This window comes from Stenotrophomonas sp. TWI1149 (genome assembly GCF_039673155.1).
GTDB classification, from domain to species: Bacteria; Pseudomonadota; Gammaproteobacteria; order Xanthomonadales; family Xanthomonadaceae; genus Stenotrophomonas; species Stenotrophomonas maltophilia_AA.
This window is the reverse complement of record NZ_JBDJLB010000001.1, coordinates 195,389-212,770: the sequence shown is the minus strand read 5'-3', so window position 1 is coordinate 212,770 and position 17,382 is coordinate 195,389. Positions and strand designations below refer to the sequence as shown.

General features: G+C 65.9%; 17 protein-coding genes, 5 tRNA genes and 1 other RNA gene. 18 read left to right on the top strand and 5 right to left on the bottom strand.

Features of this window, described 5'->3' with window-relative positions:
• The first annotated feature begins 20 nt into the window (after positions 1 to 20).
• From clpP to ABE424_RS01050, 9 genes are all read left to right on the top strand, one after another.
• On the top strand, positions 21 to 647 hold the full coding sequence (clpP, locus tag ABE424_RS01090) for an ATP-dependent Clp endopeptidase proteolytic subunit ClpP (RefSeq protein ID WP_176990734.1): 627 nt from the start codon (positions 21 to 23) through the stop codon (positions 645 to 647).
• Between the two features lie 126 nt (positions 648 to 773).
• On the top strand, positions 774 to 2,063 hold the full coding sequence (gene clpX, locus ABE424_RS01085; protein WP_019185803.1) for an ATP-dependent Clp protease ATP-binding subunit ClpX: 1,290 nt from the start codon (positions 774 to 776) through the stop codon (positions 2,061 to 2,063).
• A gap of 142 nt (positions 2,064 to 2,205) precedes the next feature.
• Complete coding sequence (gene lon / locus ABE424_RS01080) at positions 2,206 to 4,680, top strand: endopeptidase La (protein ID WP_176990735.1); 2,475 nt, start codon at positions 2,206 to 2,208, stop codon at positions 4,678 to 4,680.
• A gap of 207 nt (positions 4,681 to 4,887) precedes the next feature.
• On the top strand, positions 4,888 to 5,160 hold the full coding sequence (locus ABE424_RS01075; protein ID WP_019185801.1) for an HU family DNA-binding protein: 273 nt from the start codon (positions 4,888 to 4,890) through the stop codon (positions 5,158 to 5,160).
• An 11-nt stretch (positions 5,161 to 5,171) separates the two neighbouring features.
• Positions 5,172 to 5,246, top strand: a tRNA-Val gene (locus ABE424_RS01070).
• 29 nt (positions 5,247 to 5,275) lie between these two features.
• Positions 5,276 to 5,352 (top strand) — tRNA-Asp (locus ABE424_RS01065).
• An 83-nt stretch (positions 5,353 to 5,435) separates the two neighbouring features.
• Positions 5,436 to 5,512, top strand: a tRNA-Asp gene (locus ABE424_RS01060).
• A gap of 90 nt (positions 5,513 to 5,602) precedes the next feature.
• A tRNA-Asp gene (locus ABE424_RS01055) sits at positions 5,603 to 5,679 on the top strand.
• A gap of 214 nt (positions 5,680 to 5,893) precedes the next feature.
• A complete protein-coding gene (locus ABE424_RS01050; protein WP_346491255.1) occupies positions 5,894 to 7,867 on the top strand; it encodes a peptidyl-prolyl cis-trans isomerase in 1,974 nt (657 codons plus the stop codon).
• A 163-nt stretch (positions 7,868 to 8,030) separates the two neighbouring features.
• On the opposite strand, the gene ABE424_RS01045 is transcribed toward ABE424_RS01050, so the two are convergent.
• Both ABE424_RS01045 and gloB read right to left on the bottom strand, forming a co-directional pair.
• Positions 8,031 to 9,245 carry a transglycosylase SLT domain-containing protein gene (locus ABE424_RS01045; RefSeq protein WP_346491254.1) on the bottom strand — a complete coding sequence of 405 codons (1,215 nt, stop codon included), beginning with the start codon at positions 9,243 to 9,245 and terminating at the stop codon, positions 8,031 to 8,033.
• The gene (gloB, locus tag ABE424_RS01040; protein WP_346491253.1) at positions 9,242 to 10,009 is read right to left on the bottom strand and encodes a hydroxyacylglutathione hydrolase; all 768 of its coding nucleotides are present in this window, start codon (positions 10,007 to 10,009) and stop codon (positions 9,242 to 9,244) included. The genes ABE424_RS01045 and gloB overlap by 4 nt, the downstream gene beginning before the upstream one ends.
• Before the next feature lie 11 nt (positions 10,010 to 10,020).
• Between gloB and ABE424_RS01035 the strand changes: the two genes are divergently transcribed.
• The 3 genes from ABE424_RS01035 to dnaQ are packed head-to-tail and all read left to right on the top strand — an operon-like array spanning position 10,021 to position 11,865.
• A complete protein-coding gene (locus tag ABE424_RS01035) occupies positions 10,021 to 10,665 on the top strand; it encodes a methyltransferase domain-containing protein (protein ID WP_346491252.1) in 645 nt (214 codons plus the stop codon).
• A gap of 11 nt (positions 10,666 to 10,676) precedes the next feature.
• Complete coding sequence (gene rnhA / locus ABE424_RS01030) at positions 10,677 to 11,129, top strand: ribonuclease HI (RefSeq protein ID WP_121042991.1); 453 nt, start codon at positions 10,677 to 10,679, stop codon at positions 11,127 to 11,129.
• Positions 11,130 to 11,133: 4 nt separating this feature from the next.
• Entirely contained in the window at positions 11,134 to 11,865 is a 732-nt protein-coding gene (dnaQ, locus tag ABE424_RS01025) for a DNA polymerase III subunit epsilon (RefSeq protein WP_346491251.1), read from the top strand.
• A gap of 48 nt (positions 11,866 to 11,913) precedes the next feature.
• Here dnaQ and ABE424_RS01020 read toward each other — a convergent pair whose 3' ends face one another.
• Positions 11,914 to 12,618, bottom strand: a complete 705-nt coding sequence (locus ABE424_RS01020; RefSeq protein WP_346491250.1) for a protein phosphatase 2C domain-containing protein — start codon at positions 12,616 to 12,618, stop codon at positions 11,914 to 11,916.
• A 167-nt stretch (positions 12,619 to 12,785) separates the two neighbouring features.
• Here ABE424_RS01020 and ABE424_RS01015 point away from each other — a divergent pair.
• Together ABE424_RS01015 and ABE424_RS01010 are read left to right on the top strand one after the other, a co-directional pair.
• A tRNA-Ser gene (locus ABE424_RS01015) sits at positions 12,786 to 12,876 on the top strand.
• 406 nt (positions 12,877 to 13,282) lie between these two features.
• Positions 13,283 to 13,690, top strand: a complete 408-nt coding sequence (locus ABE424_RS01010) for a DUF6165 family protein (protein WP_019185792.1) — start codon at positions 13,283 to 13,285, stop codon at positions 13,688 to 13,690.
• On the opposite strand, the gene ABE424_RS01005 is transcribed toward ABE424_RS01010, so the two are convergent.
• Positions 13,669 to 14,724 carry a glycosyltransferase family 9 protein gene (locus ABE424_RS01005; RefSeq protein WP_346492716.1) on the bottom strand — a complete coding sequence of 352 codons (1,056 nt, stop codon included), beginning with the start codon at positions 14,722 to 14,724 and terminating at the stop codon, positions 13,669 to 13,671. The two genes, ABE424_RS01010 and ABE424_RS01005, sit on opposite strands and share 22 nt — an antisense overlap.
• 21 nt (positions 14,725 to 14,745) lie before the next feature.
• Between ABE424_RS01005 and ABE424_RS01000 the strand changes: the two genes are divergently transcribed.
• The 3 genes from ABE424_RS01000 to ABE424_RS00990 are packed head-to-tail and all read left to right on the top strand — an operon-like array spanning position 14,746 to position 16,633.
• Positions 14,746 to 15,495, top strand: coding sequence for a 3-deoxy-D-manno-octulosonic acid kinase (locus ABE424_RS01000; protein ID WP_346492715.1), 750 nt, complete (start codon positions 14,746 to 14,748; stop codon positions 15,493 to 15,495).
• A complete protein-coding gene (locus tag ABE424_RS00995) occupies positions 15,495 to 16,262 on the top strand; it encodes an MBL fold metallo-hydrolase (protein WP_346492714.1) in 768 nt (255 codons plus the stop codon). Before ABE424_RS01000 ends, ABE424_RS00995 begins: the two co-directional genes overlap by 1 nt.
• A gap of 2 nt (positions 16,263 to 16,264) precedes the next feature.
• Entirely contained in the window at positions 16,265 to 16,633 is a 369-nt protein-coding gene (locus ABE424_RS00990; RefSeq protein WP_346492713.1) for a nuclear transport factor 2 family protein, read from the top strand.
• A gap of 44 nt (positions 16,634 to 16,677) precedes the next feature.
• On the opposite strand, the gene ffs is transcribed toward ABE424_RS00990, so the two are convergent.
• Positions 16,678 to 16,774: signal recognition particle sRNA small type (ffs, locus tag ABE424_RS00985), an RNA gene on the bottom strand.
• Positions 16,775 to 17,051: 277 nt separating this feature from the next.
• On the opposite strand from ffs, the gene ABE424_RS00980 reads away from it, so the two are divergent.
• On the top strand, positions 17,052 to 17,369 hold the full coding sequence (locus tag ABE424_RS00980) for a multidrug efflux SMR transporter (protein WP_346492712.1): 318 nt from the start codon (positions 17,052 to 17,054) through the stop codon (positions 17,367 to 17,369).
• Positions 17,370 to 17,382: the final 13 nt, after the last annotated feature.

The window sequence follows — 17,382 nt, the reverse complement described above, 5'->3', positions numbered from 1 at the left end:
CCAAAATAGGTGCCTCACTAATGGACAACCGAACCACAGCCCTGAACATGGTTCCGATGGTGGTCGAACAGACCAGCCGCGGCGAGCGCGCCTATGACATCTATTCGCGCCTGTTGAAAGAGCGTCTGATCTTCCTCGTGGGCCCGATCGACGATCACATGGCCAACGTGGTGGTGGCGCAGCTGCTGTTCCTGGAAGCGGACAACCCGGAAAAGGACATCAGCATCTACATCAACTCGCCCGGTGGCGTGGTCACCGCCGGCATGGCGATCTACGACACCATGCAGTACATCAAGCCGGACGTGAGCACCATCTGCGTCGGCCAGGCGGCCTCGATGGGCGCCCTGCTGCTGGCATCGGGCGCGGCCGGCAAGCGCTATGCGCTGCCGAATTCGCGCGTGATGATCCACCAGCCGCTGGGCGGCTACCAGGGCCAGGCCTCGGACATCGACATCCATGCCCGGGAAATCCTGACCCTGCGTTCGCGCCTGAACGAAGTGCTGGCCAAGCACACCGGCCAGTCGCTGGAGACCATCGCCCGGGATACCGAGCGCGACAACTTCAAGAGCGCGGCCGATGCGGTGGCCTACGGCCTGGTCGACCAGGTCCTGGAGCGTCGTCCGGAAGAGTCGATCCAGCCGGCGTAAGGTTGCACCAGGCCGGGAAACCGGCTTGTTTCCACCGGGTCGGGCAGGACTGGCGTCCTCCTGACCCTGTGCTATTCTCGAATCGAACCCCCGTTCAGTCGGGTGGGGTAACTGGGTAAGCGAAGCATGAGCGAAGACCGCCAAGGTCGTTCCACGGACACCGGCAAGATCCTCTACTGCTCCTTCTGCGGAAAGAGCCAGCATGAGGTGCGCAAGCTGATTGCGGGTCCGAGCGTATTCATCTGCGATGAATGCGTCGAGCTGTGCAACGACATCATCCGTGAGGAGCTGGAGGAGAAGGCGCAGTCGGCCCGCAGTTCGCTGCCCAAGCCGCGCGAGATCCTCGAGGTCCTGGACCAGTACGTGATCGGGCAGAACCGCGCCAAGCGGACCCTGGCCGTGGCCGTATACAACCACTACAAGCGCATCGAGAGCCGTCAGAAGAACGACGAAGTAGAACTGGCGAAGTCGAACATCCTGCTGGTCGGTCCGACCGGTTCGGGCAAGACGCTGCTGGCCGAGACCCTGGCCCGCCTGCTCAACGTGCCGTTCACCATGGCCGACGCCACCACGCTGACCGAAGCCGGTTACGTGGGCGAGGACGTGGAGAACATCATCCAGAAGCTGCTGCAGAAGTGCGACTACGACGTCGAGAAGGCACAGCAGGGCATCGTCTACATCGATGAAATCGACAAGATCTCGCGCAAGAGCGAGAACCCGTCGATCACCCGCGATGTGTCCGGCGAAGGCGTCCAGCAGGCCCTGCTGAAGCTTATCGAAGGCACCGTGGCCAGCGTGCCGCCGCAGGGCGGTCGCAAGCACCCGCAGCAGGAATTCCTGCAGGTCGACACCAAGAACATCCTGTTCATCTGTGGCGGCGCGTTTGCCGGCCTGGACAAGGTGATCCAGCAGCGCTCCAACGATTCGGGCGGCATCGGGTTCGGTGCCAAGGTGAAGAGTTCCGAGCGCAAGCAGGAAGTGGGCAAGATCCTGGCCGAAGTCGAGCCGGAAGATCTGATCAAGTTCGGCCTCATCCCGGAGTTCGTCGGCCGCCTGCCGGTCGTGGCGACCCTGGAAGAGCTGGACGAGGCCGCCCTGGTGCGCATCCTGACCGAGCCGAAGAACGCCATCACCAAGCAGTTCAAGAAGCTGTTCGAGATGGAGCACGTCGAGCTGGAGTTCCGTCCGGACGCCCTGGCCGCCATCGCCCGCAAGGCGCTCAAGCGCAAGACCGGTGCCCGTGGCCTGCGTACGATCGTCGAATCGGTCCTGCTGGACACCATGTATGACCTGCCCTCGGCAGAGAACGTCAGCAAGGTGGTGGTGGACGAATCGGTGATCGAACACAAGTCCGAACCGTACCTGATCTACCAGACGCCACCGGCGCCTGAACAGAAGGCGGCTGGTGCTGAATAATCAGTTCAAGTAATTGAATTGAAAGAAATTTTTCAGAACAGCTTGCATCTAGAAGCCGATGGCCCCATAACGAGGCCATCGGCTTTTTTTGTATCCGGGCGAGGCGCCCGGAGGCCATCCCCACTGTTCCACTGGAGCCCACATGGCCCGTTCCCCAACTGAGACTCTCGACCTGCCGGTACTGCCGCTGCGTGACGTGGTGGTGTTCCCGCACATGGTCATTCCGCTGTTCGTCGGCCGTGACAAGTCCATGCATGCGCTGGAGCAGGCGATGGAGGCCGACAAGCGCATCCTGCTGCTAGCGCAGAAGTCCGCCGAGACGGATGATCCGTCCGCCGCCGATCTGTACCAGGTCGGTACGCTCGCCCAGGTGCTGCAGCTGCTGAAGCTGCCCGATGGCACCATCAAGGTGCTGGTCGAAGGCCTGTCGCGCGTCAACGTGACCGAAGTGACCGAGCGCGATGGCTCGCTGCACGGCGTGGGCATGGAAATCGAATCGGACGAGTCGCGCGAGCCGCGCGAGATCGAGGCGATCGCCCGTTCGCTGATGTCGCTGTTCGAGCAGTACGTCAAGACCAACCGCAAGCTGCCGCCTGAGCTGCTGCAGACCCTGGCCGGCATCGACGAGCCCGCGCGCCTGGCCGACACCATCGCCGCGCACATCAGCGTGCGCCTGGCCGACAAGCAGCGGCTGCTGGAAACGCTGCAGATCGGCGACCGCCTGGAAATGCTGGTCGGCCTGGTCGATGGCGAGATCGACGTGCAGCAGATGGAAAAGCGCATCCGCGGCCGCGTGAAGTCGCAGATGGAAAAGAGCCAGCGCGAGTACTACCTCAACGAGCAGATGAAGGCCATCCAGAAAGAACTGGGTGACCTGGACGATGCACCGGGCGAGATGGACGAGCTGGCCCGCAAGATCGCCGAGGCGGGCATGCCCAAGCCGGTGGAGACCAAGGCCAAGGCCGAGCTCAACAAGCTCAAGCAGATGTCGCCGATGTCCGCCGAAGCCGCCGTCGTGCGCAATTACCTGGATTGGCTGCTGGGCGTGCCGTGGAAGAAGCGCAGCAAGGTCCGCAAGGATCTCAAGGCCGCGCAGGACACGCTGGACGCCGATCATTTCGGGCTGGACAAGGTCAAGGACCGCATCCTGGAATACCTGGCGGTGCAGTCGCGCGTGAAGCAGATGAAGGGCCCGATCCTGTGCCTGGTCGGCCCGCCCGGCGTGGGCAAGACCTCGCTCGGCCAGTCCATCGCCAAGGCGACCAACCGCAAGTTCGTGCGCATGAGCCTGGGTGGCGTGCGCGACGAGGCCGAGATCCGCGGGCACCGTCGCACTTACGTCGGCTCGATGCCGGGCCGCATCGTGCAGAACCTCAACAAGGTGGGCAGCAAGAACCCGCTGTTCGTGCTCGATGAGATCGACAAGATGTCGATGGACTTCCGTGGCGATCCGTCCTCGGCGCTGCTGGAAGTGCTCGACCCCGAGCAGAACAACGCGTTCAACGATCACTACCTGGAAGTGGACCTGGACCTGTCTGAAGTGATGTTCGTGGCGACCTCCAACTCGCTCAACATCCCCGGCCCGCTGCTGGACCGCATGGAAGTGATCCGCATCCCCGGCTACACCGAGGATGAGAAGCTCAACATCGCCATGCGTTACCTGGTGCCCAAGCAGATCAAGGCCAACGGCCTGAAGCCGGAAGAGCTGGAGATCGAGGCGGACGCCATCCAGGACATCGTGCGCTATTACACGCGCGAGTCCGGCGTGCGCAACCTCGAGCGCGAAGTCGCCAAGATCTGCCGCAAGGTGGTCAAGGAGATCGCGCTCGCCGGTCCGGTCGCGCCGGCCAAGGCTGCGAAGCCGGCCAAGGCCGGCAAGAAGGCCAGCGCGAAGAAGAAGGCGCTGGTGGTGGTCAACGGCAAGAACCTGGACAAGTATCTGGGCGTGCGCCGTGTCGATTTCGGCCGTGCGGAAGAACAGAACGAAGTGGGCCTGGTCACCGGCCTGGCCTGGACCGAAGTCGGCGGCGACCTGCTGCAGATCGAATCCACGCTGGTGCCGGGCAAGGGCCAGCTGATCCTGACCGGCCAGCTCGGCAACGTGATGAAGGAGTCCGCCTCGGCGGCCCTGTCGGTGGTGCGTTCGCGTGCCGAGCGGCTGGGCATCGACAACGAGTTCCTGCAAAAGCACGACGTGCACGTCCACGTGCCCGATGGCGCCACCCCGAAGGACGGTCCCAGCGCGGGCATCGCGATGGTGACCTCGCTGGTCTCCACGCTGACCAAGGTGCCGATCCGGGCCGAAGTCGCGATGACCGGCGAGATCACCCTGCGGGGCCGTGTCACGGCCATCGGCGGCCTCAAGGAGAAGCTGCTGGCGGCGCTGCGTGGCGGGATCACCACGGTCATCATCCCCGAGGAGAACCGCAAGGATCTGGCCGATATCCCCGCCAATGTCACCCGTGATCTGAAGATCGTGCCGGTGAAGTGGATCGAGGAAGTGCTCGACCTGGCGCTGGAGACGCCGCTGACCGCGCCGAAGCCCAAGAAAGATGGGCAACGTGTCACGGTACGCGGCAAGTCCAAGACAGCTTCCACCACGCGCGTCAAGCATTGACGCGCGCTGTCCAACTGCCCGAAACCCGCGTCGTTATTGGCTTTTCAGCTTGCGCGGGTAGGGGGGCACTGGTATAAAAGCACCACTCGCGAGTCAGCGTAAATCTGAATTCGGCGAACAGAGAACTTCACTGGCATCCGGCGGCGTATCGTCGTCGGGTGTCTCAATGTTGAATCCGCGGAATCCCCGCCAAAGGAGCTGTAGAGAATGAACAAGACCGAATTGATCGACGCCGTTGCTGAAGCCGCCGACCTGACCAAGGCCGAGTCCAGCCGCGCCGTTGATGCCGTCATCGCTTCCGTCACCAAGGCCCTGAAGGGCGGTGATGCGGTGACGCTGGTGGGCTTCGGCACGTTCCAGGTCCGCGACCGCGCTGCCCGTACCGGCCGCAACCCGAAGACCGGCGACACCATCAAGATCGCTGCGTCGAAGAATCCGTCGTTCAAGGCTGGCAAAGCCCTGAAGGATGCCGTAAACTAAGCGGCTTGCTGGGGTGCTTAGCTCAGCGGTAGAGCGTCTCCTTTACACGGAGAGGGTCGGGGGTTCGAAACCCTCAGCACCCACCAGGCACTGCCAGTAAAAAGTTTTGAAATGTGGAGCGGTAGTTCAGCTGGTTAGAATGCTGGCCTGTCACGCCGGAGGTCGCGGGTTCAAGTCCCGTCCGCTCCGCCAGTTTCAATAGGGCCCCTGAGCGATCGGGGGCCTTGTTTTCTCCAGCGACGCAGGTCGCGGCGGAAACAAAAGCGGTTTAGTGCGGAGCGGTAGTTCAGCTGGTTAGAATGCTGGCCTGTCACGCCGGAGGTCGCGGGTTCAAGTCCCGTCCGCTCCGCCAGTTTTACAAAAACCTCGAAAAAAGCAGTATTTCGGGGTGGGCAATCTGAATATCTTCGGATAGAATGAGCGCCTGCAAAGTTTCAAGTGCGGAGCGGTAGTTCAGCTGGTTAGAATGCTGGCCTGTCACGCCGGAGGTCGCGGGTTCAAGTCCCGTCCGCTCCGCCAATCTTTGAAGAGCCCTTGGTGAAAACCAAGGGCTTTTTTTTTGCCCTCGATCCAGCAGGTCGATCAGCGCCGCACTGCCAGTCGTCCGCCAGCCGCCGATCCGCTGGCGTGGCACCGGGCGGATCGTGCGCCGGGGCGGGGCGCGCGGACTTTTGGAGCCTGCCGCGAAGCGGGTTACACTGCCGGGCTCGCCAATCAGGCCTTGATTTTTCCCATGCTGCAGAAACTTCGCGACAAGACCTCGGGCTGGATCGTTACCGTGATCCTGGGGCTGCTGATGATTCCGTTCCTGTTCGTGATCGACTCCAGCTACCTCGGTGGCGTCGGCTCGCAGAACGTGGCCAAAGTGGCCGCACCGCCGACCTGGTGGAAGTCCGCCCCGTCGTGGTGGCCGGTCTCGTTCCTGTGGCAGCACCATGAGATCAGCTCCAACGATTTCCGCGTGCGCTTCGAGCAGGCGCGCCAGCAGGCACGCCAGGAACAGGGCGAGGACTTCGATCCGCGCCAGTTCGAAAGCACGGAAAGCAAGCTGGCCGTGCTGGACCAGATGATCGACGAGCAGGTCGTGCGCCTGGCCGGCGAGCAGTCCGGCATCGTGATCGGCGATGGTGCCGTGCGCGAGTACATCGCCTCGATCCCGGCCTTCCTGGATGCGAACGGCAAGTTCAACCAGGACAACTACCGCATCGCGCTGGCCAGCGGCAATCCGCCGCGCACGCCGACGCAGTTCGAAGCGCTGGTGCGCGAGAGCATCCAGCAGTCGATCATTCCGTCGGCCCTGCAGCGTTCCGGGTTCACCACCCAGAGCGAAGCCGAGCGCCTGATGAAGCTGCTGGGTGAAACCCGCGACGTCGAGCTGGCCGCGCTGCCGGAAATCCCGGCCGATACCGCCGAAGTGACCGACGCGCAGATCAAGCAGTGGTATGACGGCCACACCAAGGATTTCCGCCAGCCGGAAACCGTGTCGCTGGAATACGTCGAGATCAATGGCGCGAACCTGCCGGCTGCCGCCGCGGCCGACGAAGCCACGCTGCGCAAGCGCTATGCGGACGAGAAGGCGCGCTTTGCCACGCCGGAACAGCGCCTGGCCTCGCACATCCTGATCGCCGTCGACGGCAGCGATCCGGCCAAGCTGAAGGCAGCCGAAGAAAAGGCCACGCGCATCGCCGCCGAAGCCAAGGCACCGGGTGCCGATTTCGCGGCACTGGCCAAGGCCAACTCCGAAGATCCGGGTTCCAAGGACACCGGCGGTGACCTGGGCTGGGTCGAGCGCGGCGCGATGGTGAAGCCGTTCGAAGACGCGCTGTTCGCCATGAAGGCGGGCGAGATCACCGGTCCGGTCAAGACCGACTTCGGTTTCCACGTGCTCAAGCTGCGCGAGACCAAGGGCGGTGAAGGCCGTTCGTTCGAAGACGTGCGTGACCAGCTGGCGGCCGAGCAGGCCAAGGCCGATTCAGATCGCGTGTTCACCGAGCTGAGCGGTCGCCTGGTCGACCTGGTCTACAAGAACCCGACCTCGCTGGAAGGTCCGGCCAAGGACATGAGCCTGCCGGTGCAGACCCTCGGCCCGTTCACCCGCACCACCGCCAGTGGCATCGCCGCCAACCCGGCCGTGCTGCGCGCGGCGTTCTCCGACGTCCTGACCCAGGACGGCACGGTGAGCGACCCGATCGAGCTGGGCCCGAACCACTCCGTGATGATCCGCGTGACCGAGCACAGCCCGGAGCAGGCGCTGCCGCTGGCCAAGGCCCGTGAGCAGGTGATCGCTGCGATCCATGCCGACCGCACCCGCCAGGCTTCCGAGAAGGCCGTGGACGCCGTGCTGGCCAAGCTGAAGGCCGGTCAGACCCTGCAGGCGCTGGCCGCCAGCGAGAAGCTGCAGATCAGCCCGCTGCCGGGCCTGCCGCGCACCCAGCCGGTGCCGACCCCGGAGATCAACCGCGCCGTGTTCAGCGCGCCGCTGCCGGCCGAAGGCAAGCCCAGCTACGGCAAGGTCGCCGTGCAGGGCCGCTACGTGATCTATGCGGTCACCAAGGTCAGCCCGGGCAACGTCGCCGAAGTGGACGCCGCCCAGCAACAGCAGCTCAAGGAACAGCTGAGCCAGATCGACGGCATGGCCGCCGCCAAGGCCTACGTCGACGCGATGCGCAAGCACTTCAAGGTGCAGACCGAAGAAGCCAACCTCTAACCGGGTCGGCTTCTGCAGGACAACAAACAGCCCGGCACTGCCGGGCTTTTTGTTGTGCGTGCCTCGTCCGCCATCCAGGCCCCGCCGGAGCCGGGGACAACGCCCTGAAACGACAATGCCCGGCAGAACCGGGCATTGTCGTCACCTGCAATGCGGACCGGGGTCAGTCTTCGACGCGCAGTACCGCACCCGGCTTGAGCACGCTGCTGCCGCTGAGCCCATTGAGCGACAGCAGGGCCTTCAGCGGCATCCCGTAGCGGCGGGCGATCGCCCAGGCCGACTCGCCATCCCGCACGGTGTGGCGGCGGCTGCGCGGGCGATCCGCGCTCGCCACGGCGCGGGTGGCCACCGGACCGGGCGCGGTACGCGCGGCCGTGGTGTCCGTCGGCGGGCTCGGCGCCACCGCGATGGCGGCCACGCTGGCGCTGGCATCCACCGGCGCGTGCGCGATAGGGGCCAGAACCGTCACCTGGCCGGCCGGACGGCCCTTGCCACTGGCCAGGGCCGGATTGAGGCGGGCGATCCGTGCCGGATCCAGGTCGCGCTGCTGGGCCCACTGCTGGACGCTGGTGCCGGCCGGCAGGGTATGACCCTTCAGCACCGGCACGGTGCGGTCCAGCGAGGCCATCACCGCCGGCTCGGTTTCCGCGTCTTCCAGCACGCAGGCCAGCGCATGCAGCTTCTCGACGTAGGCATAGGTGACCGGCGAGAGCCCCGGCAGTTCGGCCGGACGCGCGTTCTGCGCATTCATGCCGGCCTTGCGCAGCGACTGCAGCACCCGGTACTCGCCGGCGTTGTAGGCCATCGTGGCCAGGCGCCAGTCGCCGCCGAACATGCCGTGCAGGGTCTTCAGGTAGCGCACCGCGGCCTGGGTCGAATCCACCGCCGACAACCGGCCGTCATAGCCCGGGGTCATCTGCACGCGGTGGTTCTTGGCGGTGGTGGCGATGAACTGCCACAGGCCGGCCGGGCCACCGCCGTTGCGGGCGTTGGGCCGGTAGCCGCTTTCCACGAAGGGAATCAGCGCGAATTCGGTCGGCAGGTCGGATTTGCGCAGCTCTTCGACCACGTAGCCGAACAGCACCAGGGCGTCATCGTCCTGGTTGGCCAACCGCGAGGGGGCATGCGCGAACTGCTTCTGCCAACGCGGGCTGGTCGCCTCGGCGTCGCAGGTGGGTTCGGCCAGGCCAGCGCGGAAGCTGGCGAAGATATCCTGCCCGTTGCGCACCGAGGCCGGCGGCAGGGCCGCAGCGGTCAGGGGAAGGGAGGACAGGCCGGCCACGTTCTGCGACATGCCGGCGGTCAACGACTGGGCGCCCGCGCTGCCGGCCACGGCGATCGCCAGGCCAAGCGCGAGCGGCAACAATCGCCGACTCATGTTCGAAATCCGTCTTTCCAGTGTCGCAGGCCTGCGACAACATCGACTTCATCGGTAACGGGACGCCCGAGATGGGCGCTGACGGCCGCCTGGATGGCGGGGGTGTTCGTACGCAGGAACGGGTTGCATTCCAGCTCGCTTGCCAGTGAAACCGGCAGCGTGGGCAGGTCATCGCGGCGCATGGCCAAGGCCTCCTCATGGCGCTGCGACAGCGCAGCGTTGGTGGGGTCTACATGCCGCGCGAAGACGGCATTGGACAGGGTGTACTCGTGGGCGCAACAGACCATCAGTTGCGCTGGCAGGGACGCCAGCTTCCGCAGGGATGCCAGAAGCTGGGGAGGCGTACCTTCGAACATGCGCCCACAGCCCAGGCTGAACAACGCATCGCCACTGAAAAGGTGTTCAGCGGTGTGAAACGCGATATGGCTCCGGGTGTGCCCGGGCACGGATACTACGTGGAACCCCAGCCCCAATGCCTGAACGCATTCACCTTCAGCCACCCGGTGGGCAGGGACCGCGATGCGCGGTTCCACCGGTGCGTACACCTCCACCGCGGGAAAACGGGCCTGCAGCTCGGCCACGCCGCCGATGTGGTCGTCGTGGTGGTGGGTCAACAGAATGCTGTGGGGAACCCATCCCTGCTGCGCTGCGGCGGCCAGAACGGGGTCGGCCTGGCCGGGGTCGATGACGATGGCGCGGCCGTTGTCGGCGACCAGCGCCCAGATGTAATTGTCCGCAAACGCGGGTAGGGCGGTCAGTCGCATAGAATTGGACCATGCCCCTCGTGCCGAGCCCCCGTCAAGCGACAGTCGCATCCTGGTTTGATACTGAACCGGCACAAGCCTTGTGCCGTCTGGAATCCGAGCGGTTGCGCAGCCTGCTTGCCGAGCGCCCGGTGAACCCCTGGCTGTGGGTGGCACCGACGCCCGGCTGGCTGGAGCGTGTCGAACTGCCCGGCCGCGGCCTGCGCCTGTTCCGGGACGGGGCGGCCTACGCCGGAGATGTGCACTGCGGCCTGCCGCTGCCGCTGCCGGACGAGAGCGTCAATGCGATCGTCCTGCAGCACGTCACCGCGCGCGATGCCGAGCAGCTGATCGCCGACTGCGCCCGCGTGCTGATGCCGGGCGGCCGCCTGTGGCTGTCCACCCTCAACCCGTTCAGCCCGTACCGCCGCCAGTGGCGCCATCACGGGCTGGTCGTGCGCAGCCCGCAGCGGCTGCGCCACACCCTCACGCAGGCCGGCCTGAGCTTCGAGGACCTGCAGTACCTCGGCCCGATGTGGCGCGACCGCTCGCCGGCCCGGCGCGACCTCGCCCCGTTGCGGGCCGCCTGTCTGTTCACCGCTGAAAAACGCACTCTGGCCCTGCCGGGACCGACGCCCGTGGCCGTGCCACGCTGGCACGGGACCGTGGCCACCTGATCTGGAATGGAATGAAGACGATAGAAATCCACACCGACGGTTCCTGCCTCGGCAATCCCGGCCCCGGCGGCTGGGCGGCGTTGCTGCGCTACAACGCGCACGAGCGTGAGCTGAGCGGTGGTGAAGCGCATACCACCAACAACCGCATGGAACTGATGGCGGCCATCTCGGGGCTGGAAGCGCTCACCGAGCCGTGCAACATCGTGCTGTTCACCGATTCGCAGTACGTGCGCCAGGGCCTGACCGAATGGATGCCCGGCTGGATCCGCAAGAACTGGAAGACCGCCGGCGGCTCGCCGGTCAAGAACCGGGAGCTGTGGGAGCGCCTGCACGCGGCCACGCTGAAGCACACCATCGACTGGCGCTGGGTGAAGGGCCACTCCGGCGACCCGGACAACGAGCGCGTGGACCAGCTGGCGCGCGACGCCGCGATCCGGATCCGCGCCGCCGGCCCGGTACACTGAGCCCATGCGTCAGATCATCCTTGATACCGAAACCACCGGCCTGGAATGGCGGAAGGGCAACCGCATCGTCGAAATCGGCTGTGTGGAACTGCTCGAGCGCCGCCCCAGTGGCAACAATTACCACCAGTACCTCAAGCCGGACTGCGAGTTCGAGCAGGGCGCGCAGGAAGTCACCGGCCTGACCCTGGAGTTCCTGGCCGACAAGCCGGACTTCGCCCAGGTCGTCGATGATTTCCTCGCCTACATCGATGGCGCCGAGCTGATCATCCACAACGCGGCGTTCGATCTGGGCTTCCTGGACAACGAGCTGTCGCTGCTCGGCGACCACTACGGCAAGATCACCGACCGCTGTACGGTGATCGATACGCTGAAGATGGCGCGCGAGCGCTTCCCCGGCCAGCGCAACTCGCTGGACGCGCTGTGCCGGCGCCTGGGCGTGGACAACGCGCACCGCCAGCTGCACGGCGGCCTGCTCGATGCCCAGATCCTGGGCGATGTGTACATCGCGCTGACCTCGGGCCAGGAAGAAATCGGCTTCGGCTCGGCGGACGACCACAAACCCGGCAGCGCCCACGCGCAAACCTTCGACACCTCGCGCCTGCTGCCACGCCCGCGCGTGGTCGCCACGGCCTCGGAGCTGGAAGCGCACGAAGCGCGCCTGGCCAAGCTGCGCAAAAAGGCCGGCCGCGCGATCTGGGATGGTGAACCCAAAGCGGTAGAAGCGGTCAGCGCCTGACGAAACAACGCCGGCGGTAGGTCCCGACCGTTGGTCGGGACGGTTGTATCAGTGGCACCGCACCAGGATCACGGTGATGTTGTCCGAGCCGCCGCCATCCAGCGCGGCGGCGACCAGGGTATCCACACATTCCTGTGCACTGGCATCGTCGAAGGCGAGGGTACGGGCGATGCCCTTGTCCTCCACCTCCTCGGTCAGCCCGTCACTGCACAGCAGCAGCTGCATGCCCGGGCGCAGCTCACCGGTGGTGGTCGCCACATTCAGGTGCGCCGGATCGGTCACGCCGAGCGCCTGGGTCACCACATTGCGGTGCGGATGCGCGCGGGCCTGCTCGGCGGTCAGGTTGCCCTGTGCGACCAGTTCCTGGACCACGCTGTGATCCTGGCTGAGCTGGGCCAGCGTGCCGTCGCGCCACAGATACGCGCGGCTGTCACCGACCCACGCCACCTCGTACCGATTGCCCTGTACCCGGGCCGCCACCACGGTGGTCCCCATCGGCAGGCTGTCGTTGCGGCGGCGCGAGGTGCGAATGATCTCCTCATCGGCGACCCGGATCGCATGCGCCAGCGTCGCGCCGCGGCGGATCTCGCGCACGATGGTCTCGCGCGCCAGCGCACTGGCCACCTCGCCACAGGCGTGCCCGCCCATGCCATCGGCGACCAGCCACAGCGCCAGTTCGCCATCGCCGTAATACGTATCCTCATTGAGGTCACGGCGCAGGCCGGGGTGGGTCAGGTGTCCGAATTCGATCATGGGAAGGCGCGGGCCGGTGAGGATTGCGAGGGATAACGGCATGATCGCGGCCCGCCGGACATCCGGCAAGGCATCCATACAGAAGAAATTCACTTCTTTGCCCGCAATGACTTGTCGCCAGCGCGTCCTGCCCGTATCATTCGCGTCCCGGTTCGCCGGGACCATCTGGAGAGGTGGCAGAGCGGTTGAATGTACCTGACTCGAAATCAGGCAGGCGTTTATAGCGCCTCGGGGGTTCGAATCCCCCCCTCTCCGCCAGATAAAAAGAAAAGGGCTGCCCATCGGGCAGCCCTTTTCTTTTTATCTGCCTGATGGGCGGATGAGAACCCCCGACGGGGGTTCGACGGATCTGCAGGAGCAGATCCGGACAGACGAACGTCTGGCCCTGGAGCGCGAAGCGCGGAAGGGCTGGGCCCATGGATGGGCCCAGCAATCCCGGCAATGAAGCGGCCACCCCGCAGGCCACGCGACGCCATCACGGTAGAGCCACGCCATGCGTGGCTGCCTTCCGCCGACCATCGCGCAGCCACGCACGGCGTGGCGCTACCGGGGTGTCGCGCGCAGCCACACACGGCGTGGCTCTACCCGAGGGCCGCACCCGCAGGCCACACCCCTCCAACATACGGTCCGCTAAACTGCCCACCTCACGTAACGGATCCCCACCATGACCGCTGAAATCCTCGTCCCCGTGTCCTTCGGTGAACTGCTCGACAAGATCTCGATCCTGCAGATCAAGTCCGAGCGCATCAGCGACGAGGCCAAGCTGGCCAACATCCGCACCGAGCTGAGCGCGCTGGAAAAGACCTGGATGGCGCACCCGGCCGGGGTCAAGGACATCGCGCGCCTGCGTGCCGAGCTCAAGGCCGTCAACGAGCGCCTGTGGGACATCGAAGACAACATCCGCCTGCAGGACAAGGCGCAGGCCTTCGACGACCATTTCGTCGAACTGGCCCGCAGCGTCTACCAGCAGAACGATGAGCGCGCCCGCATCAAGAAGGACATCAACCTGGCGCTGGGCTCGCTCTACGTGGAAGAGAAGTCGTACAAGGACTACGCGCCGCGCGGTGCGTAATCGGCGACATAGCGTTCGAAGGCGGCAATGCCGTCCTCGACCGTGATCAGCTGCATCACGTCGTCGAACTCGACCTTCGCGCCCCACTTCAGTTCGCTGGCCGGCTTGCCCAGGAATCGGCGCGCGGCATCGTCGTAGCGGTCCACGCAGTAGCGGCGGTCGGAGTAGGGGCCGCTGCGGTGCGGGTTGCTGGCCGCATGCAGGCCGAGCACCTTGGTGCCCATCGCGTTGGCGATATGCATCGGGCCCGAATCGGGCGTCATCACCAGCGCGGCGCGCGCCAACAGGGCGGGCAATTGCTTGAGCGTGTCCTTGCCGACCAGATCCAGCGCCGGCGTGGTGAGCTGTGCCTGGATGGCATCGGCCATGCCGCGTTCGAGGTCGCTGCGCCCGCCGCACAGCACCACGCGCCAGCCGCGTGAGGTGGCGTGGTTGGCCACGGCCGCATAGCGGTCGGCATACCAGTTGCGGCGTACGTGGCTGGAGCAGGGCGAGATCATCAGCACCGGGCGGCCGTCGTCGGCCCACTGGGCGTTGGCCCACTCGAACGCCGCCGGCGGCACGGCCAGATCCCAGCTGACCTCGGTCTGTTTCAGGCCCAGCGGCTCGCAGAAGCTGCCGATCGCGTCGAGCACGTGGATGCCCGGGCGGTCGGGAATGCGCTCATTGATGAAAAGCCCGTGAAGGTCCTTGGAGCGCGATCTGTCGTAGCCGATGCGGCGTTTGGCGGGTACGAAGGCCGAGAGCACGTTGGCGCGGAAGGCGACCTGCATCTGCAGCAGCGCATCGAAACGCCCGGCGGGAAGGCTGTCGCGCAGGGCCCGCATGCCCGGCAGGCCGGTCTTCTTGTCGTAGCTGTGGAAGGTCACGCCAGGCAGCCCGTCGAGCAGCTTGTGGCCGGCCTTGTCGATGATCCAGTGCAGCGACACCCCGGGATCGGCCTGCTGCAGCGTGCGCACCAGCGGCACCACATGGGTCACGTCCCCCAGCGCGGACAAACGCAAAAGACACAAGGAAGAGGACGTTGGTGCCATGGTGTTGTTAGACTCGAAGGAATGGTCGCATTCGACGCCACTGAAGCGCTGACGCCCTGCCGCGATGGACGCGGTATCGGTGCCATTCTGTTCGACCGCGAAGCCCTGCGGCAAGCCGAGATGAGCCTGTTCTCGCCGGCGCACTGGGGCGAGCGGGCGCGGCCGGTCGGTGATGGCGGCCGGGGCGGCGCCTGGTTCGTCGATGCGCCCTTCGGCCACGCCGTGCTGCGCCAGTACCTGCGCGGCGGCCTGGCGGCCAAGCTGAGCCGGGACCACTACATCTGGCGCGGCGCCAACCGCACCCGCAGTTTTGCCGAATTCCGGCTGATGCGTGCCCTGCACGCGCAGAAGCTGCCGGCGCCGCGACCGATCGCCGCGTTCTACATGCGCGAAGGCCTGCGCTACAAAGCAGCGATCCTGATGGAGCGGCTGGAGGGCGTGCGCTCGCTGGCCGACCGCGCGCTGGTCGCCGGGCGCGGCGCCCCCTGGGAAGAGACCGGCCGGCTGATCGCGCGCTTCCACCGCGCCGGCCTGGATCATGCCGATCTCAACGCCCACAACATTCTGTTCGACGCCAACGGCCATGGCTGGCTGATCGATTTCGATCGTGGCGTGCTGCGCATCCCCGCCACCCGCTGGCGCGAGCGCAATCTCAAGCGGCTGCTGCGTTCGCTGATCAAACTGCGTGGTGAGCGCAGCCATGACGACGTCGAGAAGGACTATGCACGGCTGCGCCGCGCCTACGATCTGGCCTGGAACCGGGGTTACTGATGGACTGGGCATTGCGTTTCATGGGGGTCGGCAATGCGTCGGCCGTGCAGCTGGGTTCGCCGATGGCGGTGATCGAGCGCGATGGCCGCCCGTGGCTCACCATCGACTGCGGCGGGGAAGGGCTGACCGCCTTCCAGGCGCACTACGGCCAGGTGCCGCAGGCCGTGTTCGTCACCCATGTGCACCTGGACCATGTCGCCGGTTTCGAGCGCCTGTTCGTGGATGCGTACTTCTCGCCGCAGCGCCGTGGGCGCATCCGCGTCTACGTGCCGGCGAGCGTGGTGCCACTGCTGCACAAGCGCGTGGCCGATTACCCGAACGTGCTGGCCGAGGGCGGTGCGAATTTCTGGGACGCCTTCCAGCTGATCGTCGTCGGCGACGCGTTCTGGCATGACGGCGTGCGCCTGGAGGTGTTCCCGGTGCGCCATCACTGGCCGGAAACCGCCTATGGCCTGCGCCTGAAGGGGGCGGTCACCTGGAGCGGGGATACCCGTCCGATTCCGGAAATGCTGGCGCGCTACGCCGACGACAACGAGCTGATCGCCCACGACTGCGGCCTGCACGGCAACCCGTCGCACACCGGCGTGGATGACCTGGAGCGTGAGTACACGGCCGAGCTGCAGGCGCGGATGATGCTCTATCACTACGCCAGCGAGGCCGACGGCGAGGCATTGCGCCAGCGTGGCCATCGCGTGGCGCTGCCCGGTGAACGTGTGGCGCTGGCCACCCCGACCGCGATGCACGTGCTGGCGCAGGATCCTCCCTGAGCATGGATGACGCGCTGGCCGCCCATCTGCAGGCGCTCGAACGCGCGTTGCATGCGCCGGCGGTCCGCGGTGATGTCGCACAGTTGGCGGCGCTGCTGGATGACGACTTCAACGAGATCGGCAGCTCGGGTGCGTGCTTCGACCGTGCGGCTGCGTTGGCCGAGATTCCGCGCGAGCGCGCGCAGGTCGAGATCGTGTCCACCGACTACCACGTCGTGTTGCTGGCCCCGACCTTGGCACAGGTGCGCTATCGCAGCTGGTATGTGATCGAGGGCGAGCGCCAGCGCGAGGTGCTGCGCAGTTCGCTGTGGCGACGGCATGGCGAGGCGTGGCGGATGGTGTTCCACCAGGGCACGCCTGCGGCGCCTTGAGCGGCAGCATCGCGAAGGAAAACAGGGGGGCCAAAAAGGTGGCGGCCCCGCCGGCTGACCTCGGCGCCCGCGTCGATCGATACCGTTGCTGCCTTCCGGCCCTGGCGGGATTTTCGACCTAGCGTCGCGAGGGGCCGACGGGGCCACCATAGAGACGTTCCGGCTGCCGGGCGATCAAGGATCAGCCAACCGCAGGCGGAAGCTGCAGCGCAGGAACAGGTCCGGCAGTGCAGTCGCGTATTCTAGCGCATGCGCGGCACGCAGTGCCAGACGCCCAGCCTGAATCCCGTGTAGCCCGTTGCCGCAGGCAGCGGCCACTGCGCGGGCGGGTTGCTAAAATACGCGGCACAGGAGGAACGGCCTCCCCCACTCGGGACCCACTGACCAGGACGGCCTGGCCCCCATCAAGGAGGGCCACATGGCCTGGATCTATCTGTTGGCAGCTGGTGTACTGGAAATCGTCTGGGCGTTGTCGATGAAGCAGTCCGAGGGGTTCAGCAAGCTCACCCCCTCGATCATCACCCTCGTCACCATGATCGCCAGCTTCTGGCTGCTGTCGCTGGCGATGCGCACGTTGCCGCTCGGCACCGCGTACACGATCTGGACCGGCATCGGCGCGGTCGGCGCGTTCGTGATCGGCATTACCTTCCTCGGCGAGCAGGTCAGCGCGATGCGGATTGCCGCAGCGGTGTTGATCGTGAGCGGTTTGGTGTTGATGAAGCTGTCGAGCAGCTGAGGCGTTCAAAACG